The organism is Metabacillus sp. KH_069, from assembly GCF_057838075.1.
The window spans coordinates 1,447,623-1,470,181 of the sequence record NZ_CM174460.1; the positions used below are offsets into that span (position 1 = coordinate 1,447,623).

The window sequence follows — 22,559 nt, forward strand, 5'->3', positions numbered from 1 at the left end:
TATTTAACGAGTTTCATAAAAAAGAAAAGGTAAAGTATGCAAAAAAACGCTTAGGACGTTCCTAAGCGTTTTCATGATTTCTTAATTTACCCCAAGTTCTTTCAAAATGGATTCAAGTGTTTTGCCATCTTTTGTTTTCGTTGGTGCTGGAGCGTTTTCGACATCTTTGTTTTGAAGAAGGTAATTCTTTTTAACATAGCTGATATCTTTTGAATCTACTGTTCCGTTGAAATCAATATCTGCTGCGCGGTTATTTGTGTTCCATGCTTCCTGAATGGCAATGGCATCAAGTACATCAATCACGTTATCCTGGTTTACATCGCCCGCAGTGAGTTCTGAGTGTACAGAAGCAGATTTTCCGTAAAGAACTCCTTTGTATTCAAAACCGATCAGTTCTTTGCTTACAGTCATAAAGTGTCCAGGAACCTTTACTTCAAATGTATATGGATCTTTGCTTAATGGAAGTTTTTCCATTGTGAAACGTGCGTTGCCATCGAATAAGTTTGATGCATCAAAAACGTCTCCTGATGAATTGGTCAATTTGACAGAAGCGCCGACTTTTGACCAGTCTCTGTTCCCGGTAAAACCGCCTGATCCGTTGTCAACATAATATCCTTCTGGAGAAAGATATCCCTGAACACGATTAAAAGAAGGTTTTAAATTGAAACGGCTGCCGCCATGCAATAATTCGGCCGTTTTATTATCAGCATCAATGATTTTTGCGGTCGGATCAATGTAGCCAATTGGATAAAAGATTTCATCCTGAACTTTTACTTTTACATCTACAATGGATTTTTGATCAAATTTCATTTCTTCATTGAAGGTTACTTTGACTTGATCGCCGCTGACATCCAAAGTTGCTTTTCCAGATAATTCATCCGTTAAGTTTGCCTCAAGAAGATCCACATGCTTAATTGTATTCTTCTTGCCAAATGTCCAAACGGCTTCTTTCACACCTTCAAGGTTATCAAGGACAAGGGAGGCTGTTAAGATGTCTCCTGACCGGGCAACCTCGGTTTTGTGTTTGGCATAGGTATTTGGCGTACCTTCTTTCACGAAGAAATACTCTTTCCATTTCGCCTGGTTTCCGGCTTTGTCATAGCCAATGACATTAAATGAAAGGGATTTTGCATTTTCGTCCATGGCAACTTCGTCCACAAGCTTTCCTTTAGAATCCATATAAACAGGACCTTTAGGAAAAGGGAAGCCGTATGTGTATACCATAAAGTTCGACGATTGATCTATGTCTATGCCTGCATTTTGCATGTTTTGCACATTTTCATCTGTAATCTCAAGTTCAAAAGGATATGTTGCCTGTCCTGGTTGATATTCAATGAAAGGTGAATCACCGTCTAGAGAGCTTTTGACTGATGGCGCATCGATATCGATGAACAGATCGTGATCAATGGTTTTCGATTTGCCTGATGGCAGGGTATAGACGAACTTCATTTTATAGTGGCCAGGCTGAGCGATGGAAAACTCTTCTGATACCGGCTGTTTCTTATCGCCGGTAAAAGCATAATACGTGCCATTGAATGCATTTAAAAAGTAAGATGTATCATCGAGCGCTGCTGTCATATCAAGTGTTCCAATCAATCCTAAATCAGTTCCCGTTTTTGCATCCTGTAAAATAATATCCATCGAATCGATAGGAGAGCTTGTACTGAACTGGACCATAGCGGTTGAGGTCCGGTAGCCATCATAGGCGTGATTGAAAAACGGCGTTGTAATGGATGGAGTCAGCAAATCAAGATTGTTAAACCCTTCTTCCGATTTTTTTACACTGAACGGTACACGGTACGATTCATTTTTGTCGTTCTTATTTGTAAGTAGAAGGTAGCCTTCATAAATCCCTTCTTTCGCTGTTTTAGGCATTGTCAGAGTTATGTTGACTTTTTTCTTTTTAGTAACAGAGATCTCTTTGTCTGCATGGACGGTTACACCGTTTTCTTTAAGACTATTCGTTTTAGCCTGAACGTTTTCTGTCATTTGAACGTCAAATGTCTTTTTCTTTTCGCTGCCAAGTGTGATGTCCAAGCTCTTCTTTACGCGAACCGATTCGCCTTCCATCACGACTTGATTATCAAAGCTCAGACCGCCAGTTTGATTCTTAATCGTTACTAAATCTTCTCCTTCAGGAAGAAGCGTTTCATCATTTACCTGAATTTTCGTCTGACCGTGCAGGGCCTGGTATGGATCAATTCTTCCGGCGCCAACTTCAAATACGCTGTAATTTTCAGAGAGCGGATCAGCAGAATTCATTAAGATGGTCTTAATTTCAGCCGGCTCTAAATCCGGGTTTTCCCCTAAAAGAAGCGCTGCAGCTCCTGCAGTAAACGGAGACGCCATGGACGTTCCGGAAAGTCTTGCATAGGCGTATTTGTATTCGTCCGGATTCTCTTTATAAGCAGGGTAGGTTGAGAGCACGCTCACTCCAGGAGCCACTATTTCAGGCTTCATTTCATAGTTTTTCGTAACTGGGCCTCTGGAGCTGAAGTCTGCCAGCATATCGCCTTTTGTATAAGTTTCTTTTAAATTAGTGAACGTATAGGCCGTGTTTCCGGCTGTGATTGCAGCTTTAAGTTTTTCTCCATCAGCTTTTGTCATGGAAAAAGCCGGTACGAAATCTGTTGATTCTCCTAGGTTAAAGCCAACATGGCCATCAGCATTGTTGTACATAATGACAGCTTTTGCGCCATTTAGTTTCGCCAGTTTCACTTTGTCATTCAAAGTGGCTCCGCCGCGCTGTACAAATGCAATTTTCCCCTGAACATTCTTATTCTTGTAATCTTGCGCACCTCCAAGTCCCACATCCGCTAACTCAAGAGATGCACCTTCTAAACTCGTAAACTGATCTGCAAAACCTCTTGCCATGCTTACAATCTCTGAAGTCCACCCATCAGCCGTTTTTCCTGTGAAAAGGGTTTGAGAAACAGGGACATCGCTTGCGCCAACTGTTAAAGCTAGTGCAGCTGTCCCTGGTGAGCCGAGGGTAAAATCATTTGGACCGTTGTTGCCTGCAGATACGACCGCTGTCACACCATTAAGAACTGCATAGTTAATGGCTGTGCTTGTCGGATAGTAAGGGTCATTTACAGGTGCACCCAAAGATAGATTGATTACATCCATGCCATCCTGTACAGCTTGATCAATCCCCGCAAGAACGGCCTCAGTTGTCCCGCTTCCGTATGGACCCAGCACCCGGTAGGAATAGAGGTCTGAATCAGGAGCTACTCCTTTTACAGATACCTCACTGTCATTTGCATTTTGTCCGGCGATCGTTCCTGAAACATGCGTGCCATGTGAGGTATAGTAGGAGCTGCTGCCTTGGAATTCCGGCTGTTTGGAATTCTTCCAGTCTTCATACGTGGCTTCCATTGGATCAGCATCATTGTCTACAAAATCATACCCGCCTTTGTAGGCATCTTTTAAATCAGGGTGATTGTAATCGATCCCTGTATCAAGAACTCCAACTTTAATGCCTTCGCCTGTGATGCCTTCGTCATGAAGCTTATCAACCTTTAAGAATGGAAGACTTTCTACTGAAGTCGTAATCTCTCTTTCCACGTCTTGAGGAAGATCATTTTGAATAGGATCAACTGTATATGTTTGATTTTTAAAAACAGCTTTCACTGCCGCTGATTTTGTCAGTTCTTCCACCTGACTTGCAGGAAGCTTCATGGCGACTCCGTTGAACGCCGTTTTATAAGTACGGGTAATTTTAGGCGAAGCTTTCTTTCCATTTACCGGGGAGATATGCTTCTGTACGTCGTCCTTAAACGTTTTGTGTTCTTTTTCAATCTGTGCCTGTGCGTTTTCTTTCGTCAGCTTTTTCCCTTTTACTTCGGCCTCTAAGACTGCGACTTTGCTTGGCTTTGAATGGAACTGAACAATGACGGAGACTTCTTCATCCGTTAACAGTTCAGCCGGCTGAAATCCCTGAAGACCGGTCTGATCGTTCAGCTCCAGCTGTTTTAAAGCCAATCTTTGCTCTGCTGTTAAAGTAGACAGAATGTCCTCCGCTTTCCAAGCCTCTGCCTTAACAGGTGCAGAGTATGTGTTAAAAGGGGATGTGAGCAGTCCGGCCGAAAGGGCAAGCACGGCAACCTTTTTTCCAATGGATTTTACTTTCATAATCTCTAACCTCTTCCTGATAAAAATAGAAAAACGATTCTAAATAGTAGTACTATTTAAATTCTAGTCTTCTTTGTTAAGGGAGGCTATTGGGGTTTTTATGCTAGTCTTTTTACCTAAATGCATCTTTAATACCGATTCAAAAGGCCTCTTTTTTGAGAAAAAACAAGAAAAAGGAGCCATCACAGCCTTTCTAATTGGGGTTATAATAGGGAGAATTATAACTGCAGCAATTGCAATTGGGGGTATCTGGATGCTAGAGGGGAAAATCATCAAATTTTACCGAGAGTTTAAGCAAATCAAACAAAAAGATTTAGGAGAAGCGATTTGTTCAGCTACTCATATTAGTAAAATAGAACGAGGGCTTACTGAGGTCTCAAAAGAAACCATTCAATTGTTATCTGAGAGACTGGGGATTACTATGAAAAATGAAATTGAAAACTATCATAGAATTGAAGCGCTCCTTAAAGAATGGCATGAGTCCATCATTAAAAAAATCCAAACAAAATCTGATGGAATTAAAAAACAGCTGGATGGCATCCACTTATTGCGGATACAGGATTTTCACCGAACTTATACACTCATCCTTACAAGGTATTACTTGTCAGACTCAGACTTTCTCCAGGCAAAAAAATTAATAGATGAAATGGATACATGGACCGAATTATCTCCATATGAACACAGCATGTTCATGCATATTAAAGGAATCTATTACATGAGGGAGAACCATGATAACTTCAAGGCAATCTCTCTGCTGAAGGAAATCAGGTTATCCGATTACGCAAACCCAGAGTATTTTTACGATTTAGCTGTAGCCTATCATTCAATCCATTCCAATGTATTAGCCTACTTCTATGCCAATAAGGCCTTGCAGTACTTTATGGAGAAACGCAGTTTTTCAAGAATGATTGAATCAGAGATGCTTATGCTCATTCAGCTCGAACAATCGGAGGATACAGGCTTTGATAACAGAGAATATGAACGATTAATCGACATGGCAGAAGACTACGGACTGGAGCACCAGCGTGCCCTGCTTCATCACAATTACGCATACTCACAGCTTCGGAAGGGGCAATTCAAATCTGCAGGCGAATATTATAAAAAATCCCTCAGCTTCCGGGAAGACCATGATCCCAATTTCCTGGGCTCTTTAGAAGGTTACATAAACTCTCTGACAAAAGAGGGGGAAACCCCGAAAGAGGAACTGCTTTCTTTAGTTGAAAAAGGACTTCGCCTTTCGGAAAACGGAAAAAATCCAACCTTCTTTCATTTCTTCACCCTCCATCACCTGAACATAAAAGGGAATGTTGAAGGCTATTACGAATACTTGGAGGCAGAGGCTTATCCACACTTCAAAGAAATGGGATACGTCCTTCCAACCGAACATTACGGGTTAAAGTTGTTTGATTTTTACATGGAACAAGGCAATATGGAAAAAGCCAATTCATACGCGAGAGGTCTGATGGAGAAGTTTCGGAGGAATAATCAGTTTGTGTGAGGTGTCCGGCAGTCAGTTTTTATTGAATCCAATAATTAAAAAAGAGGGAAGAATAAAAAGTCTATGTCTGGAGATTTTCAGCTGAGATAAACAAAAAGCCATCACGATAATCAGGTGATGGCTTTCACTTTATTCTTCAATCAGCCTGTTCTCCTCAACACTTTCTCTCAGCAAATCCGGTGCAGTTAAATAAAGCAGTCCATTGCCTTCCTGCGTTTTTGGATTTCCCTGGGGTATTGTCCGCTTGATTAATTGCGCATACACTTCCGCCTCTGTAAATTTGCGGTCAAATTCCTGTTGTTCGAGCTGTTTAATTAATGCGATAGCACCTGCAACATGCGGCGTTGACATCGAGGTTCCGGTGAATGCCGCATATTCTCCTCCGGGGATGGTTGAGACAATTTTTTCTCCAGGTGCCACGAGATCAACTTCGTTATTAGAGTTTGAGAATGGCGACGAAGTTTTACCGAAGCCGATTGATCCGACCGAAATGACTTCGTTATAGGATCCCGGATAGGAAAACTCGGCTGTTCTGCTGTCGTTATCCCCTTCATTTCCTGCAGCGCAAACGACTGCAATTTGATTGGCAACCGCTTTTTTGACAGCTTTTCGCATCTCAGAGTGATCCGAAGGTCCCCCAAGCGACATGGAGATTACATCCACTTTTTGTTCAATGGCATATAAGATGCCGTTTGTTATCCACGCATATTCTCCGCTGCCGGATTCTCCCGCAAGCACTTTCACTACAAGAATCTTTGCCTGAGGCGCAACTCCCACATACCTTGTCGCCGCAATGGTGCCTGATACATGTGTGCCGTGGCCGTGGTAATCTGTCAGGCTGTTAGGGTTTCCGTTATCGTCAGTGGTGAAATTCCGCCCGCCGGCAATATTTCCCCGCAGGTCAGGATGATTCACATCACATCCGGTATCAAGTACTGCAATTGTGATTCCTTTCCCTTTAATGCCTTGTTCCCAAATCTTTGGAGCCTGAATCACGGCGACACCTTCAGAATTAGCTTTAACATTTTTCACAATCGGTCCGTATTTATGAGGAAGCAGCCGAACTTGTCCTTTCACTTTACCGTCTCCTTTTTTCGTAATGATTAAGGTATATGATAAAAAGTGACATTCGATGATAAAAATAGGAAAATCAAAGAGCTATTCATTCCCTATTTTTTGCCATATAATGAAGTTTAGAAAGAGGGCAGAGGTGACGTATGAATTTAGAAAGAAAAATAAATGAAATGGAAATGCAAATGAGGCATTTGCAGCAAGAAGTAAGTGAACTTCGAGCTGAACTGAATCACATAAAAGGAGAACCCCGTGCCGCGAAAACTGTCTATCAGGCACAAGAGCCGGTTCATACTGAAAAAAAGCCGGCTGCCGCAAAAATAAAGGCAGAACCGGTTGACTGGGAGCGCGTGATTGGACAAGTCTGGCTTCCTCGAGTATTTATTCTGGTCTTGCTGCTTGGGGTATTATGGGCGTTTAAGGCCGCATCAGATGAAGGTTTTATTACAGATGCAGTGAAATGCATTCTTGGCTATTTGTGTTCTGCTGCTCTGATTGCAGGCGGTGAATGGCAGATTAAGAAGGGAAGGGCGGCGCTTGGGCAAGTTCTGCTTGGCGGAGCGATTGTGATTTTCATCTTATCCACATTTTCGGCAAATGTTTTATATGGGCTGATACCTTCAGCGCTTGCTTTTGTTTTGAATGTGATTTGGGTAAGTGCCGGCATGTTTCTTTCTCACAGGCACCGTTCCCAGCCAGTTGCCGTTTTAGCGGGGATTGCCGGATTTTTAGTGCCGTTTTTAGTGGAAAGTGAATCAAACAATGCCCTTTTATTTGTCGCTTATGAATTTTTGTTTTACGCAGGGCTTTTGGTGTATGCAATGAAGAAAAAATACATTGTTCTATACTTTTCTTCCTTTTTCCTGCTTCACGCAGCGCTGTTTGTGTTTGCTGCTTTTGCTCCTTTAGAGAACAGTACCCTTATCTTAACTGCGATTCTTTTTCAGCATGCGGGGCTTATGATGACTTACTTTATCCAATCGCTTTATCAGCTGCAGCAAAAAACATTGGTGCTGATCAGCTTTGTCCTCACGCATTTTTGGTTTCAGGCTCTTGCGGATGAGACCGTATATCTCGGATTTCTAGGCGCTTCGTTTGGTGTGTATGCAGCGGTTGCCGTCTGGCTTTTCTTGAAAAAAACGGAGACAGAGAAGCTGGATATTTTTGCTCCGATCGCTACCTATGCTGCAGGCATCTTTATAGTAGAAGTAACAGGTGAAGAACAAATTAGTCTTTTGCTTCTGCTGCATGGACTTGTTGCGTTATATGTGGGTTTCGCAGTGAAAGGGAACATTCAAAGATATATTGGTTTGATTGTCTATGTAATTGGTCTTTTAGCGAGCTGCACTAAGGTGATTGAACATGTATGGTCCTATGAAACAGCCGTTTGGATGAGTATTGTTGCATCACTGATCGCATTGAAGCTTATGCTTCGAAAATACAGACTTGAATTCAAGGAAAGTGATGTCCGGTTTCTGAATACCGTCTTGTTTGCCGGACTCGTGATTACGACGTTTATTTTCGCGACCATGCTCGTTCTCGCAGCTGCTTCCAATATGTCATTTGAAATCAGAATGATGTCTGTTACAGGAATCTGGGCATTATATTCTGTCGTCTGTGTCGTCTATGGCGTCATGAAAAATCATCGGAAGGTTCGGATTTTAGGAATCGGCCTGCTTTTTCTCACGTTATCCAAGCTCGTTCTCCTCGATCTTGTTTCCCTCTCGATTGTCCTGCGGGCTATTTTGTTTATAGCATTGGGAACGGTTGGTATTGGGCTTTCACGCTTCTTTTATAAAACTAAATAATGGAGATTTTCGCAGGGATCACGGGTTCCTGCGTTTTTTTAGGAGGGAACTGGAAAAAAGATAGAATTCCATTTGAAACGGCAAGTATTTATTTCATTCCGGCTAGTAAAAGGAGCATTTCAGCAAGTAATTGTCCGGTTCTCGAATTGCCCCCATTTAAAATACGCATTGCTAGCCCTATTCGCGGAAATCTTGGTCCAACTCGCATAAATGCAGGTTCAATTCGCAAAAAATGGTGATTGAACTCGCAGACTCTGTCCAGGCAGGCGGTTCCGCTTTTTGTGGTGTCCAGCTCCACCGCCTAACTCCTCGGCCAGAACGGCTCCGCCAGTAAAGGCAAAAAGCGCCTTATCTGTCGGATCCTTATCTGTCTGCCTGCGCTAACCTGGCGGGTTCCGCATTTCTTGTTGATGTGCTCAAATTTTTTTATGCTTCATTTAAAAGGGTATTAAAAAAAGACAAGCAAAATAAACTAGAGGGGAAAGGGAGGAGATCATCATGAAGCGTTTTTCAGTTTTAGCCCTTATTAATGTTATTGGGTACATTCTTGTCATCGCGGTTAATTACTTGGCAAATGCCCTGCCCATCAACGGGCAGACGACTGGTGAAGTGTCAGCCGGCATTCCGGTGCTGTTCACGCCGGCATCATATGCTTTCTCCATTTGGGGATTGATCTATTTGCTGCTCGGAATTTGGGTGGTGAGGCAGTTTTTTGTGAAAGACCAGGAACGGAAAATTTATGAAAATATCGGCTATTGGTTTTTCATCAGCTGTCTATTTAACAGTCTTTGGATTTTTGTTTTCCATTATGAATTGTTTACAGCTTCACTGCTTGTCATGCTTGGTCTTTTAATTTCTTTGATTAGAGTATATGTAAGAATTCAGTCATCACCGGATCCTAAATGGCTGATGCGCACACCTTTTTCAATCTATCTTGGATGGATTTCGGTTGCAACGATCGTCAATTTCTTTATTTTCTTCTATACAAACGGCATTGAGTCGTTCCTGGGACTGAATGAACTGGCTTGGACAATTATTATGCTTGTGGTTGGGGCAGTCCTTGCAGTATGGTTTACGTTCAAAAATGACGACATCTATTATCCGCTCGTATTCATTTGGGCATATATCGCAATATATGTGAAACAAGACCCAGTCTCAATTAAAAGAACCGTAGTGGTAACAGTTATTCTAATCGCTGCCGCTGTTCTTCTGAAGATCATCCGCATGTTTCGGAACAAGAAATAAAACGGCTGGTTTTTTCCGGACGGGTTCGATTCAGAAGTTCAAAACAGTATAACGTAAAAAATACACCATTTAGCAGCTTAAATGGTGTATCTTTGCGTTGTATATTTGCGGCTGAATATTGGGCAATTATGCTAAAATGGAAATAATAGCTATTAAATTAAAAAACAGTTTATTGGATAAGGAAAAATAATATTTATATTCGTTAGGAAATTTCAGCTTAAACATAAGGAGATTGAGCTATGCCTCGCATCAAAGATATTCAGCTGTATGTTCCAAAGAACAAGGATGTAAACTGGACTTTTTTTCATGAAACAAGATGTATTACGTTTTTATACAGCCGTCTATTGCCAAAACTAACCGCAAAAGAAAATAAAGGAATTCAGATTTTTTGTGTAGAGAGTCTAAAACAAAAAGAGCAGATCGATACGTTTGCACATATCATATTTGATTACTATCCTGTTTTTGTTGCAACAAATGCTGAAGAGATCTTAGCTTTGACCTCTGACCGGGAAAAAAAAGAACACACTCTTGAGATTGTCCATGAGGGGATGAAAAAAGCTGCCCAAGAATTGAATTGGGATTTATCTGATTTAGAAGAAATCTATAACACTATAAAAAAAACTGGCTATGAAAACACCTATCCGCTGCTAAAGAAGAGCAGCCCTAATAAGAAATACGTATGTAACATCATTTGTCATCATGAGGTAAGGAATATTGATGTTTATATGGAAGTTAAGAAAAGAAACGGCAATGTTATCAATAAGGAAAAACTTTTCTTTGTTGAAAACACGGATGAGCAGGATCTTTTCAGTGATTACGGAAGTCTTGAATGGAAGCTGAATCATAAAGTGGAGTTTGCGGATAAGGATTATCATAAAGTTTATCGTTTGACATTTCTTGAAAAGGACAAACCTGAAAATTTGATTTGGAAAATCGAGAAGAAATAAAGACTTTATATTCAACAATCGGAGGCTATCATTGAATAACTGAGGGAACTCCATATCAATCTGGAGTTCCCTTTTGTGGGACTCTGATTTTCCACCGGATAATATGTGCCGTTCATGATTCCTCAACATTTCTTGAAAATGGCTTTTCCAAAAATACCTGGTACCCGTATATGACTGCTGCAAAAACCAAAGACAGAGAAAATAAACGATGCTTGCTCAATCGTTTCAGTCGGTAAAAGCCTGCTTTTTCAAATAAAAAGGTGAGTGGATAAGCCATTAGAAAATCAACAACTGTATTTACCAGCATGTATTTCCAAAACTTTCCGTATGTTAGGTGAAAAATCCACAGGGTACCTGCAAAAAAAGGACCGAAAATAAAGCTGAAATCTCCCCATAAACGTCTTTTTAATCCGCCTTTGATTGTCCATAATTTGTAGGGAATGGCAATCATGGATTCCACCGTTAAAAGCAGCGATACTAAAATGGCCGCTTGCGAAAAGCGTTTCGCAGAAGCAGGTTTCAGGAAAAGAAGACTGCCCCAAGAAAGAATGAGCAAAAGGATTCTAAGCGGTTTTGAATATAACATACAGATCCCTCCCTTTTTTAATTTTGCTCTATTTGAGAGGGATTTATGAAAAAAGCGTTCAGACATTTGTCTGAACGCTTTCCGGTCATTGCTTCTCATCGTCATACTGCATATACACTGCATGTGTCACAGTGAAATCTTCGATTCCGTGTTTGCCGTCAGCTCCGCCGAGTCCTGATTTGCGAAGACCTGCATGATAGCCTTGAATGGCTTCAAAGTTTTCACGGTTGATGAAGGTTTCGCCGAATTTCAGTTCATTGGCTGCTCTCATTGCTTCATGCACGTTGTCTGTATAAATAGAAGAAGACAGTCCATAATCTGAATCGTTGGCAAGTTCAATCGCTTCATCAAGCGTTTTATATGTCATGATTGGAAGAACCGGTCCGAAAATTTCTTCCTGAATGATTTCTGAATCCTGCTGCACGTTTGTAATGACAGTCGGCTCGTAGAAGAACCCGCTCGTCATGTCTGCTCTTTTACCTCCAGTTAAAACTTTCGCACCGCTCTGAACAGCCTTTTCCACCATTTCATGAACAATATCCAGACGGTCCTGACTGACAAGCGGACCCATTTCCGCATTTTTATCATTAGGCATGCCAAGTTTCGTTTCTTTCATTGCCTGCGTCATTTTTTCAATGAATTCTTCTGCGATGTCCTCATGAACATATACTCGCTCAGCATTTGTGCAGGCCTGCCCTGAGTTCGTTATGCGTGACGTTTTGATGCTCTTCACTGCCGTCTCTATATTGGCGTTTTTGGTTACAATAGCTGGTGCCTTGCCGCCAAGCTCCAGATTGACTTTCGTAATGTTTTTAGCTGCTGCTTCCATGACTTTCGTTCCGGCTTTCACACTGCCGGTCATTGTAATGATGCCGACTTTAGGGTGAGAGGCCATTACTGTGCCGATGGTTGATCCTTTTCCGGTAATGAAATTATAGACGCCTGCAGGGATGTCTTTCATTTCAGCGATAATCTTAGTGAATTCAGCTGCCGTATTTGGTGTTTGCTGACTCGGTTTTAAAACGATCGAGCAGCCAGTAATGAGGGCTGTTGCCACTTTTCTTGCCAAAATAAAGACCGGGAAGTTCCAAGGGACAATTCCTGCTACTACTCCGATGGGTTTTCTGAACATCAGAATATTCTCATTTGGGCGGTCACTCGGAATGATTTCTCCTTCAATCCGGCGGGCCCATTCGGACATATAATAGAAGTAGTCGATTGCGGTATCGACTTCGCCGCTCGCCTGTTCATATGGCTTGCCCTGTTCCTCGCTCAGCAATTCAATGAACGTTTCGCGTCTTTCTTTCAGCTTATCGCCAAGCTCGCGTACAATTTTACCTCTATCAGCAGAGGGGACTTTCTCCCATTTTTTCTGGGCTTCATAAGCTGCCTCGATGGCTTTGTTTGCATCCTCTTCTGTACCAGCGAAGATTCTGGAAATGACTTTTTCCGTAGCTGGATTCACGACATCGATCGTTTCCTCTGAAGTAGAGTTTATATATTCACCGTTAATGTACAATTTATGCTGTTGCATGGTTGGCCTCCTTAAATGATTGTCTTAAACTTTTCCACTCCCTCTCAGGTATCAAACATTCTTATCGATTTCAATGTGTTCTAAAAAATCGGACAATCTTTCTTTTTGAAACTTTTTTTGACGGATTTCGTAGTACAATGGAAGCAGACTTCCTTTTTGGAAAATAATTTACGAGGTGATGATTATGTCAATATCTTTATCAAAAGGACAGCGGATTGATCTGACAAAAACAAACCCCGGTTTAACGAAAGTCATCATTGGGCTTGGCTGGGATACGAATAAGTATTCAGGCGGCAAAGACTTTGACCTTGATGCATCTGCTTTTCTTGCAGATGGAAGCGGCAAGGTTCAAAACGACTTGGAATTTGTTTTTTACAATAACTTAAAAAGTCCGAATGGCGCTGTTGAGCATACTGGAGATAACCGTACAGGAGAAGGGGACGGCGATGATGAGCAAATGATCATTGATTTCGCGCTGATGCCTCCTCATGTAGAGAAAATTGGAATAACGGTAACGATTCATGATGCAGAAGGACGCCATCAGAATTTTGGACAAGTATCCAATGCATTTGTACGTGTTGTAAATGCTGATAACTCTGAGGAAGTCCTCCGCTATGATTTAGGAGAAGATTTTTCAGTCGAAACAGCTGTAGTGGTCTGCGAATTGTACAAACATGGTCAGGACTGGAAGTTCAACGCGATCGGAAGCGGTTTTTCAGGCGGACTTGCAGCGCTTTGCAGAAATTACGGATTAGAAGTTTAATAGAGTGCAAAGGGGATAAATACTGTGAGTTCAATTAACTTAATGAAAAAAACCGCCGGTATCGTTCTTGAAAAAAAGAAGCTGACCGGAGTTGTCGCACGTGTCGGACTTGTTCTTGATATATCGGGCTCAATGAGAAATCTCTATAAAAATGGCACCGTTCAAAAAGTGGTGGAACGGATCCTTGCAGTCGCAAGCCAATTTGATGATGACGGGATGCTTGATGTTTGGGTCTATGACAATGAGTTTTCAAGACTGCCTTCTGTAACAGAAAGAGATTTTGCAGATTATGTAAATGCAAGAATTTTATCAAACGATGCCATACATAAATTTGGCCGCAACGATGAACCTCCTGTCATGTACGACGTCATGAACAAATACTTAAAAGAAGATCCAAGCAAGGATCCTGCTTTTATTGTGTTTATAAATGACGGCGGCTGCAAGAGCACCATCAAAAAGCCGGTCGTCTCATCTTCGGACAAGCCGATCTTCTGGCAGTTTGTCGGTGTCGGTGATTCAACCTTCAAAGTGCTGGAAAACCTTGACACGATGGAAGGCAGATTCATCGATAACGCGAACTTCTTCCATGTTCAGGACATTGATGCGATGAAAGATGAGCAGCTGTATGATCGCTTGCTGAACGAATTTCCTGACTGGATCAGAGAAGCGAAAGAGAAGAAAATATTATAAGCAGAAGAACAGCCGGGGATGTGGATCCTGGGCTGTTTTTTTATGCTGATCATTTGAAATAGTTAGAGCCCGGTTCTAAATAGTGAAACAGTTTTTTAAGAGAGTTAGCGTTAGAAGAACAGATTTCCACGGCACAGAATGTGGACTGTTTCACACCTGATTTGACCACAGGATAATCTAACGTGTTTTTTTGATATTCGTAAATATTGTTGCTATTAGACTAGATATTAAAAAACTTGAGTGGATTGCAGCGGAAGGAACTTGACTCCTGCGGGAATTAGAGCAAAGTGGGAGACCCCACAGGCAACGCCGAGGAGGCTCCCATGCTCCCCGCGGAAAGCAAGTTCCTGGAGCGGAAAGCAACGGACAACATTTATCAAGAAAAACAACAATCTATGCGAAAACAGCCTTTGATAAAGATGCTCCAATTAGTATTCCACGTGCACAAAAATTCAAAAATCATTCAATATGACTACACAAAGCAACAAATTAATCCATTTCAGTACGGATGTCCTCAATGCAATTTCCTTTTTTACAGAAAAACATGCTTTAATACCTAATAACACACCATGAACACTCGTTTATTCAAAACATTTCCTCTTGCCGTCTAGTCATAAAAGCGCTATCATTTACGTATAATCTGAAATGTAATTTCAAAAATATGAATATTAATTTGAAATTATGTTTAAGATGCAATATACTGAAAATTGAGAATTTAATTATTAGGAGGCATCACCCGTTTATGGAAAAACAGCTGCGTTCATTAACGACAGAATTGAGAAATGAACAAACCATGAATATTGACAGCGCAAATACACTCGAAATTCTTTCAATGATGAACAATGAAGATTTGAAAGTGGCGATTGCTGTACAGGAGGTCCTGCCTGAAATAAAGGCAGCCGTTGAATGTGCATATGAATCGTTAAAGAAGGGGGGAAGATTGATTTACATTGGAGCTGGCACAAGCGGAAGACTTGGAGTTCTTGATGCGGTTGAGTGCCCGCCGACGTTCAGTACGTCACCTGATACAGTGATCGGTCTGATTGCAGGCGGAGAGAAAGCATTTGTCCGTGCTGTAGAGGGAGCAGAAGATAAAGAAGAGTTTGGTGTGGCTGATCTAAAAGCTATTCATATATCGGCAGATGACACGGTTGTCGGCATTGCAGCAAGCGGCCGGACACCTTATGTGATTGGGGCCCTGCGTTATGCAAAACAAACAGGGGCAAAGGCAGTCGCACTTTCTTGCAACAAGGATGCAAAGATTTCTGAAGCTTCTGATATCGGCATTGAAGTTGTCGTGGGACCTGAAGTTGTCACCGGATCAACCAGGATGAAAGCGGCAACGGCTCATAAAATGGTGCTGAACATGATTTCAACAGCGACAATGATCAAGATCGGAAAAGTTTATGAAAATCTTATGGTCGATGTGAATGTCAGCAACCACAAGCTGAAAGAGAGAGCGATCAGCATCATCCAAACGGTGACAGATGCGGAATATGATCTTGCAAAAGACACGCTTGAAAAAGCAGCGCTTAAAGTCAAGCCTGCGATTGTCATGATCAAAACAAACACGTCATTGGAAGAAGCATTAAACCTATTAAATCGTGCGGATGGGGATGTACGAAAAGCCATCTCACTCCATACATCTTAAGGAGCGAGTCCTATGGCCACAGGCGGATTATCCATCATTCAAACCATGCTGAACAAGCTCCCGCAGTCCGAGCAAAAGCTTGCAGATTATATTCTTCAGCATCCTCACGAAGTAGTAAACAGTACGGTAAGTGAATTAAGCGCGTCAGCTAAGACAAGCGGGGCAGCAGTTGTCAGGCTCTGCAAATCACTTGGCTTAAAAGGGTTCCAGGATCTCAAAATGAGAATTGCCGGTGATCTGATGAAATCGGTTGAACAGGGCTACCGTGATATTGAACCTTCCGAATCCCTGTACAGAGTCGTTGAAAAAACAACGAGCAACACGATTCAGATTATCCGGGATACAGCTGAAATTATCGATCATGAAAATTTAAAAAACGCTATCAGCTTGCTGCTGAATGCTAAAAACGTTCATTTTTGCGGGGTAGGAGCTTCTAACATTGTGGCTCAGGATGCCCAGCAAAAACTGATCCGCATTAATAAAGGAGCAACAGCTTTTACCGATATGCATCTGGTCGCAACCCTGATTGCCAATGCGGATCCGGATGATGTCCTGTTCGCCATCTCGTTTTCCGGCGAGACACAGGAAATCATCAACGTACTGAAGCTTGCTAAAGAGCGCGGCGTTAAAACCATCGGTCTTACACACTTTGGACAGACGACCGTATCCTCCCTGAGCGACGTTTCGCTTCACACATCGTTTTCAAATGAAGCGCCGTTCAGAAGTGCTGCGACTTCTTCAAGGCTGGCACAGCTTTATATGATCGACATTTTGTTTCTCGGAATGGCAACCGAGCAGTACGATGAGACCGTTCAATATATCGACAATACAAGAGCGGCCATCAAATCAATGACAGAAAAATATAAATAGACACGTTCAAAGGGGGCTTTAAGATGGCAAAGGGGAATAACAGAAACTTATTGATTGCCGAACAACTATTGGAGCATCTTGGCGGAGCGGCTAACATCGCGGCGACCACACATTGCATGACAAGACTTCGAGTCGCGCCGCAGGACCGTTCAAAGGTCAACATGGATGCCATTAAGAAAACAGAAGGGGTTCTGGGTGTTGTAGAAGAAGAAACGATCCAGATTATCCTCGGACCGGGCGCTGTAAATAAAGTTTCAGCAGAATTTGAAAAACTGCTTGCAGCTGCTGATGATTTTGACCTGAAGGACGCAGCTTCCAAAAATAAATCAGAAATTGATAAAAAGAATGCAAAACCTTTTAAACTATTTTTACGCAGAATCGCAAGCATCTTCATCCCGCTGATTCCGGCACTTGTTGCGTCTGGTCTAATCACAGGAATTACAAAAGCAATCGTTCAGGCAGGCTGGCTTGCAGCAGATTCACAATTAGCCATTATTTTAACTGTTATCGGATCTGGTCTGTTTGCTTATCTTGGAATTTTAGTCGGAACAAACGCGGCAAAAGAATTTGGAGGATCACCAGCGCTTGGAGCACTGGCCGGTATTCTCGTCATCAATCCTGCTGTCGGTGATATCGCTTTGTTTGGCGAAAATCTGCTTCCTGGGCGCGGCGGTTTAATTGGAGTCTTATTTGCAGCCATTTTTATCGCTTTAGTTGAAAAACAAGTAAGAAAATTTGTCCCGCAATCACTGGACATCATTGTTACACCTACAATCGCCCTATTAATTACAGGTATCGTGACTTATATTGTGTTCATGCCAGTCGGCGGTTTTGTATCTGATACGATCACAAAAGGCTTGCTGAGCGTACTTGATCTTGGCGGAGTGGTAGCCGGATTTGTGCTTGGCGCAACGTTCCTTCCGTTAGTTGTAACAGGACTTCATCAGGGATTAACACCGGTTCACCTTGAGCTGATCAACTCCATTGGAGATGACCCATTGCTTCCAATCCTTGCTATGGGCGGAGCGGGTCAAGTCGGCGCAGCATTTGCCATCTACTTTAAAACGAAAAAGAAAAGCTTAAAACGTGCAATCGGCGGGGGACTTCCTTCAGGAATGCTCGGAATCGGCGAACCGTTAATCTTTGGTGTTACGCTTCCGCTTGGCCGTCCATTCTTGACAGCATGTTTAGGAGCAGGCGTAGGGGGAGCATTCCAGGCTCATTTTGATATTGCCACCATTGCAGTTGGTGTATCAGGCCTTCCGCTTACATTCTTAGTTCACACAAACCAGATTCTTCTTTACCTTGCAGGACTACTAATCTCTTATGTATTTGGATTTATTTTCACGTACCTATTCGGATTTAAAGATGAAATGGCAGTTGAATTCAAGTGATCGGCATTTCATTTTACCTTCAGGATCCAAACGCTGAAAAACAACTTGTTCATGCAGCAAAATCAGGAGTGAAGCGGGCATTTACCTCGCTTCACATCCCTGAAGAAAAAGGAAACCTTGTTGACAGGATGACGGAGCTTCTAAAACTTGCTCAGAGCCATGATATTGAGATTCATGCAGATGTCTCTTTAAAAACACTTGACCACCTTGGAATTGACAGATTCGAAGATTTATCCTCGCATGGAATTAAAGGAATCCGGCTTGATGACGGGTTCGACTATGAAACCATTCAATCTTTATCAGACATCTTTTCTCTTTCACTTAATGCGAGCACCCTGACAGAAAAGGAATTGCTGACTGTTCTTGAGAGCGGAATAAAACCGGACAGGCTCATTGCCTGGCATAATTTTTATCCAAGGCGTGAAACCGGGCTTGATGAAGCATTTTTTCATCAGCAGAATCAGATGTTCAAAAAATACGGCATCCCGATTGCTTCTTTTATACCAGGTACGGGAACAAAACGGGGACCGCTTTTTGACGGCCTGCCCACACTTGAAAAGCACAGGGACATGAACCCATATGCTGCCGGAGTTGAACTGATGCAGCAGGTGGATGAAGTATTCATTGGAGATCCGGGAACAGAAAATGAACTACTCGAAAACCTTTCTATCTATGAAAATCAGAATATTCTTATAATGAATGTCATCTCTAGTACATTTTCCAGCGGAACATACCAATTTCGGCCGGATGTTTCGAGAGATGTCTACCGTCTTCAAGGTACACGCACAGCTTCAGAGGTAGAACCTGAGAACACAATCGCCCGTCAAATAGGAATGATTACGATGGATAATGACGGCTATGGACGCTATAAGGGGGAAATTCAGATTTGCCGGCATAACTTGGAAGCTGACGAACGGGTAAATGTCATCGGACACGTTTCTGCAGAGGATTTGCCGCTGCTTGATCTGGCCCTGCCTGGTCAAAAAGTGAAACTGGTTGTTTCATAAGCTATCAAAATACGAATTCAAAGGGGAAACATGATGAAAAAATGGACAAGCTGTGCGCTTACTTCTGTTCTCGCAATCTCACTACTGGCACCATCTGCTTCTTTTGCAGAACCAAATGAAAAAGCTTCACCTCAAGCACATGTTCAATATCCAGTCTTAACAAAAGCAAAAAAGCCGGAGGAAGCCGGATTTTCCTCTGAAAAGCTTGAAAAAGTCGATCAGCTGATTGAAAAAGAAGTGGCGGCAGGGTTTCCGGGAGCGGCGCTGATTGTCATAAAAGACGGGAAAATCGTGAAGAATGAAAGCTACGGCTACAAGCAAAAGTTTGACGGACATACACCGCTTAAGAAGTTTTTGAAAATGGAGAATGACACCCTTTTTGATCTCGCATCCAATACCAAGATGTATGCGGCAAATTTTGCCTTACAGAAGCTTGCGAGCGAAGGAAAGCTTGATATTCATGCAAAAGTGCAGGATTACATACCTGGTTTTAAAGACACAGAAGCAGATGTGATTAAAGGAAAAGATACAATGCGTATTATTGATGTCCTGCATCATACGGCCGGTTTTAAACCCGATCCGCAGTACCATAATCCAGCAGTATCAAAAGAGCTTTACTCCCAGGAACGCGAAAAAACGATTGAAAACATTAATAAAACCCCGCTTACATATGAGCCTGGGACACAAAATGTATACAGTGACGTTGATTATATGCTGCTTGGCACAATTGTGGAAAAAATCACGGGCCAGAAGCTTGATGACTACGTGGAAAATGAATTGTACAAGCCTTTGAAGCTGAAAAATACGGTCTTTAACCCGCTTCAAAAAGGCTTCAAACCAAAGAATATTGCGGCTACTGAGCTATTAGGCAACACGCGTGACGGAGTGATTAACTTCCCGAACATCCGAACATACACGCTTCAAGGGGAAGTGCATGATGAAAAAGCATTCTATTCTATGGAGGGCGTTTCCGGTCATGCAGGTCTATTCTCTACAACAAGTGATCTCGCTGTTCTTCTGCAGGTGATGCTGAACGGCGGTGGTTATGGAAATGAGAAGCTTTTTGATCAAGAAGTCATTGAAGAATTCGTTGAACCTTCAGACATGAATGGAACTTATGGTCTTGGCTGGAGATTAAACGGCAACGACAGCATGGACTGGATGTTCAGCAAATATGCAAGCGACAGTGCATACGGTCATACGGGCTGGACAGGAACAGTCACGATTATTGATCCTGAACATGATTTGGGAATCGTCCTGCTGACAAATAAAAAGCATTCGCCGCTTGTGAACCCTGCAGCGAACTCCAATCAATTTTTCGGGGATCTTTTCACAACAGGAAGCTATGGAAGTGTTGTAACGGCTGTTTATGAAGCTTTAGAATCTACTAATTAATAAGGGGATGGATAAACATGGGGAAAAAGAAATGGGTTTCTGCAGCGCTCGCCGCTGTTCTATCAGTTTCCGCTTTAGCAGGCATCAAACCTGCTAAAGTGTCTGCTGAAACAGATGTGAATGCCATTGTTCAGAATATGACAGTTGACGAGAAAATCGGGCAGATGCTGATGCCGGACTTCCGCAACTGGCAAAAACAAGGGGAAAGCAAGGCAACCGGGTTTACGGTTATGAATGATGAAGTCGGCGGCATTATCCAGAAATATCATCTGGGCGGAGTCATTCTATTTGCCGAAAATGTAGTTGGAACAGAACAGACAGCTCGTTTAACGGATGGTCTGCAAAAAGCGAGCCCTGAACTGCCGCTGTTTATTACGATTGATCAGGAAGGCGGAATCGTCACTCGCCTTCAAACAGGAACGAACCTGCCCGGCAATATGGCGCTCGGTGCAGCAAGAAGTGAAAAGTACGCCTATCAAACTGGCGAAATCATTGGAAAAGAATTATCGTCACTTGGGGTAAATGTAAACTTTGGTCCATCTGTAGACGTAAACAATAACCCTGGAAATCCGGTTATCGGAGTACGTTCTTACAGCTCAAATCCTGAGCTTGTTTCAAAGCTTGGCATCCAGACGATTAAAGGGCTCCAAAGCCAGAACATGGCTGCAACGACTAAGCATTTCCCGGGACATGGCGATACAGCAACAGACAGTCATTACGGCCTTCCAATCGTCACACATGATAAGGAAAGATTGCGTGCAGTCGAGCTTGCTCCTTTCCAAAAAGCCATTGATGAAGGCGTGGATATGGTTATGACTGCACATGTACAGTTCCCAGCCTTTGATGATACAACATATATCAGCAAAAAAGATGGACAGGAAATTCTTGTTCCGGCTACTCTTTCGAAAAAAGTACTTACAGGGCTTCTGCGTGAGGAAATGGGCTTTGAGGGTGTCATCGTGACAGATGCGCTGAACATGAAAGCCATCTCTGACAACTTTGGCCAGGAAGAAGCCGTTGTTTTAGCTTTAAAATCAGGGGTGGATATTGCGTTAATGCCTGCGCAGGTCAACTCTCTTGAGATGGAAAAGAATTTAGCGTCTGTTTTTAACGCAGTAAAAGAAGCCGTTGAAACTGGAGACCTTCCGATTGAGCAGGTAAATGCTTCTGTTGAAAGAATCCTTGAACTTAAAGTGAAACGCGGAATCTTGACTCCGGACCATACACCGATTGATGAGAAAGTTGAAAATGCTCTAAACGTTGTTGGGAATGAAGATCATTTGATGAAAGAAAAGAAAATGGCTGAGGATGCTGTCACTCTTTTGAAAAATGAAGACAAAACACTGCCTTTTAAGCCTAAAAAAGGTGAAAAGGTTTTAGTTCTTGCTCCTTTTGCGGATCAAGTGGAAGCAATGACAAGAAGCATCAAAGAATTAAAAGGGAAAAAGAAAGATGTTGAAGTAACTGGCTATGCTTTCTCTGGCAAAGTATTTAATGATGAAACAGCTGCAATGATTGATGAAGCAGACTATGTGATTACAGGTTCCTACATTGTTAAGAACGATCCAGCTGTAAATGACGGCGTGATCGATGACAGCGTTCAGGATTCAAGCAAGTGGGCAACAGCATTCCCAAGAGCGGTTATGAAAGACGCTCAGGCAAAAGAGAAAGACTTTGTCTTAATGAGTCTGCGCAATCCATATGACGCAGCGAATTTTGAAGAAGCAAAAGCTGTGCTTGCGGTCTACGGATTTAAAGGCTATTCAAACGGTGCATACAGACAGCCGAATATCCCGGCCGGCATCAAAACAATCTTTGGCGATTCAAAACCTCAAGGTAAATTGCCTGTTGATATTCCATCTGTCACACAGCCGGATGAAATTCTCTATCCATTTGGCCATGGACTAGATATTCGTTCAGGAAAACAGCTTAAATAATCCGATTTGAAGGGGAGAGGTTTCATTGA

The 22,559-nt window shown here is 42.4% G+C and carries 16 protein-coding genes; 12 read left to right on the top strand and 4 right to left on the bottom strand.

The window, feature by feature from the left end:
- Positions 1 to 81 precede the first annotated feature (81 nt).
- Positions 82 to 4,134 carry a S8 family serine peptidase gene (locus tag AC3ISE_RS07170; RefSeq protein ID WP_489223646.1) on the bottom strand — a complete coding sequence of 1,351 codons (4,053 nt, stop codon included), beginning with the start codon at positions 4,132 to 4,134 and terminating at the stop codon, positions 82 to 84.
- Positions 4,135 to 4,234: 100 nt separating this feature from the next.
- On the opposite strand from AC3ISE_RS07170, the gene AC3ISE_RS07175 reads away from it, so the two are divergent.
- The gene (locus AC3ISE_RS07175; RefSeq protein ID WP_489223647.1) at positions 4,235 to 5,632 is read left to right on the top strand and encodes a helix-turn-helix domain-containing protein; all 1,398 of its coding nucleotides are present in this window, start codon (positions 4,235 to 4,237) and stop codon (positions 5,630 to 5,632) included.
- 129 nt (positions 5,633 to 5,761) lie between these two features.
- On the opposite strand, the gene AC3ISE_RS07180 is transcribed toward AC3ISE_RS07175, so the two are convergent.
- Positions 5,762 to 6,709, bottom strand: a complete 948-nt coding sequence (locus AC3ISE_RS07180) for a S8 family peptidase (RefSeq protein ID WP_489223648.1) — start codon at positions 6,707 to 6,709, stop codon at positions 5,762 to 5,764.
- A 140-nt stretch (positions 6,710 to 6,849) separates the two neighbouring features.
- Between AC3ISE_RS07180 and AC3ISE_RS07185 the strand changes: the two genes are divergently transcribed.
- The 3 genes from AC3ISE_RS07185 to AC3ISE_RS07195 all read left to right on the top strand — a co-directional run bounded on the left by AC3ISE_RS07185 (position 6,850) and on the right by AC3ISE_RS07195 (position 10,703).
- Entirely contained in the window at positions 6,850 to 8,511 is a 1,662-nt protein-coding gene (locus AC3ISE_RS07185) for a DUF2339 domain-containing protein (RefSeq protein WP_489223649.1), read from the top strand.
- Positions 8,512 to 9,009: 498 nt separating this feature from the next.
- Positions 9,010 to 9,756: a TspO/MBR family protein gene (locus AC3ISE_RS07190; RefSeq protein ID WP_489223650.1), complete on the top strand. Its 747-nt coding sequence runs from the start codon at positions 9,010 to 9,012 to the stop codon at positions 9,754 to 9,756.
- A gap of 239 nt (positions 9,757 to 9,995) precedes the next feature.
- A complete protein-coding gene (locus tag AC3ISE_RS07195; RefSeq protein WP_489223651.1) occupies positions 9,996 to 10,703 on the top strand; it encodes a hypothetical protein in 708 nt (235 codons plus the stop codon).
- A 112-nt stretch (positions 10,704 to 10,815) separates the two neighbouring features.
- Here the strand turns inward: AC3ISE_RS07195 and AC3ISE_RS07200 are convergent, their stop codons facing one another.
- Together AC3ISE_RS07200 and aldA are read right to left on the bottom strand one after the other, a co-directional pair.
- Positions 10,816 to 11,289 carry a hypothetical protein gene (locus AC3ISE_RS07200; protein ID WP_489223652.1) on the bottom strand — a complete coding sequence of 158 codons (474 nt, stop codon included), beginning with the start codon at positions 11,287 to 11,289 and terminating at the stop codon, positions 10,816 to 10,818.
- 85 nt (positions 11,290 to 11,374) lie between these two features.
- Complete coding sequence (aldA, locus tag AC3ISE_RS07205) at positions 11,375 to 12,823, bottom strand: aldehyde dehydrogenase (protein WP_489223653.1); 1,449 nt, start codon at positions 12,821 to 12,823, stop codon at positions 11,375 to 11,377.
- A 184-nt stretch (positions 12,824 to 13,007) separates the two neighbouring features.
- On the opposite strand from aldA, the gene AC3ISE_RS07210 reads away from it, so the two are divergent.
- The 8 genes from AC3ISE_RS07210 (at position 13,008) to AC3ISE_RS07245 (ending at position 22,530) form a co-directional block, all read left to right on the top strand.
- A complete protein-coding gene (locus AC3ISE_RS07210) occupies positions 13,008 to 13,586 on the top strand; it encodes a TerD family protein (RefSeq protein WP_489223654.1) in 579 nt (192 codons plus the stop codon).
- A 24-nt stretch (positions 13,587 to 13,610) separates the two neighbouring features.
- On the top strand, positions 13,611 to 14,276 hold the full coding sequence (locus AC3ISE_RS07215) for a vWA domain-containing protein (protein WP_489223655.1): 666 nt from the start codon (positions 13,611 to 13,613) through the stop codon (positions 14,274 to 14,276).
- Positions 14,277 to 15,018: 742 nt separating this feature from the next.
- Positions 15,019 to 15,927 carry an N-acetylmuramic acid 6-phosphate etherase gene (murQ, locus tag AC3ISE_RS07220; protein WP_489223656.1) on the top strand — a complete coding sequence of 303 codons (909 nt, stop codon included), beginning with the start codon at positions 15,019 to 15,021 and terminating at the stop codon, positions 15,925 to 15,927.
- A 12-nt stretch (positions 15,928 to 15,939) separates the two neighbouring features.
- On the top strand, positions 15,940 to 16,797 hold the full coding sequence (locus AC3ISE_RS07225) for a MurR/RpiR family transcriptional regulator (protein ID WP_489223657.1): 858 nt from the start codon (positions 15,940 to 15,942) through the stop codon (positions 16,795 to 16,797).
- Positions 16,798 to 16,820: 23 nt separating this feature from the next.
- The gene (locus AC3ISE_RS07230; protein WP_489223658.1) at positions 16,821 to 18,191 is read left to right on the top strand and encodes a PTS transporter subunit EIIC; all 1,371 of its coding nucleotides are present in this window, start codon (positions 16,821 to 16,823) and stop codon (positions 18,189 to 18,191) included.
- A complete protein-coding gene (locus tag AC3ISE_RS07235; protein WP_489223659.1) occupies positions 18,188 to 19,198 on the top strand; it encodes a MupG family TIM beta-alpha barrel fold protein in 1,011 nt (336 codons plus the stop codon). Before AC3ISE_RS07230 ends, AC3ISE_RS07235 begins: the two co-directional genes overlap by 4 nt.
- Positions 19,199 to 19,231: 33 nt before the next feature.
- Entirely contained in the window at positions 19,232 to 20,593 is a 1,362-nt protein-coding gene (gene pbp4b, locus AC3ISE_RS07240; protein WP_489224287.1) for a penicillin binding protein PBP4B, read from the top strand.
- A 17-nt stretch (positions 20,594 to 20,610) separates the two neighbouring features.
- Positions 20,611 to 22,530, top strand: coding sequence for a glycoside hydrolase family 3 protein (locus tag AC3ISE_RS07245; RefSeq protein ID WP_489223660.1), 1,920 nt, complete (start codon positions 20,611 to 20,613; stop codon positions 22,528 to 22,530).
- The last annotated feature ends 29 nt before the right edge of the window (positions 22,531 to 22,559 follow it).

Excerpts from the sequence above, each read along its gene's own strand:
- AC3ISE_RS07170 (WP_489223646.1), bottom strand. The coding sequence starts at position 4,134 with ATGAAAGTAAAATCCATTGGAAAAAAGGTTGCCGTGCTTGCCCTTTCG.
- AC3ISE_RS07210 (WP_489223654.1), top strand. The coding sequence starts at position 13,008 with ATGTCAATATCTTTATCAAAAGGACAGCGGATTGATCTGACAAAAACA.
- pbp4b (WP_489224287.1), top strand. The coding sequence starts at position 19,232 with ATGAAAAAATGGACAAGCTGTGCGCTTACTTCTGTTCTCGCAATCTCA.
- AC3ISE_RS07225 (WP_489223657.1), top strand. The coding sequence starts at position 15,940 with ATGGCCACAGGCGGATTATCCATCATTCAAACCATGCTGAACAAGCTC.
- AC3ISE_RS07175 (WP_489223647.1), top strand. The coding sequence starts at position 4,235 with ATGCTAGTCTTTTTACCTAAATGCATCTTTAATACCGATTCAAAAGGC.
- AC3ISE_RS07245 (WP_489223660.1), top strand. The coding sequence starts at position 20,611 with ATGGGGAAAAAGAAATGGGTTTCTGCAGCGCTCGCCGCTGTTCTATCA.
- murQ (WP_489223656.1), top strand. The coding sequence starts at position 15,019 with ATGGAAAAACAGCTGCGTTCATTAACGACAGAATTGAGAAATGAACAA.
- AC3ISE_RS07200 (WP_489223652.1), bottom strand. The coding sequence starts at position 11,289 with ATGTTATATTCAAAACCGCTTAGAATCCTTTTGCTCATTCTTTCTTGG.
- AC3ISE_RS07185 (WP_489223649.1), top strand. The coding sequence starts at position 6,850 with ATGAATTTAGAAAGAAAAATAAATGAAATGGAAATGCAAATGAGGCAT.
- AC3ISE_RS07230 (WP_489223658.1), top strand. The coding sequence starts at position 16,821 with ATGGCAAAGGGGAATAACAGAAACTTATTGATTGCCGAACAACTATTG.
- AC3ISE_RS07190 (WP_489223650.1), top strand. The coding sequence starts at position 9,010 with ATGAAGCGTTTTTCAGTTTTAGCCCTTATTAATGTTATTGGGTACATT.
- aldA (WP_489223653.1), bottom strand. The coding sequence starts at position 12,823 with ATGCAACAGCATAAATTGTACATTAACGGTGAATATATAAACTCTACT.
- AC3ISE_RS07195 (WP_489223651.1), top strand. The coding sequence starts at position 9,996 with ATGCCTCGCATCAAAGATATTCAGCTGTATGTTCCAAAGAACAAGGAT.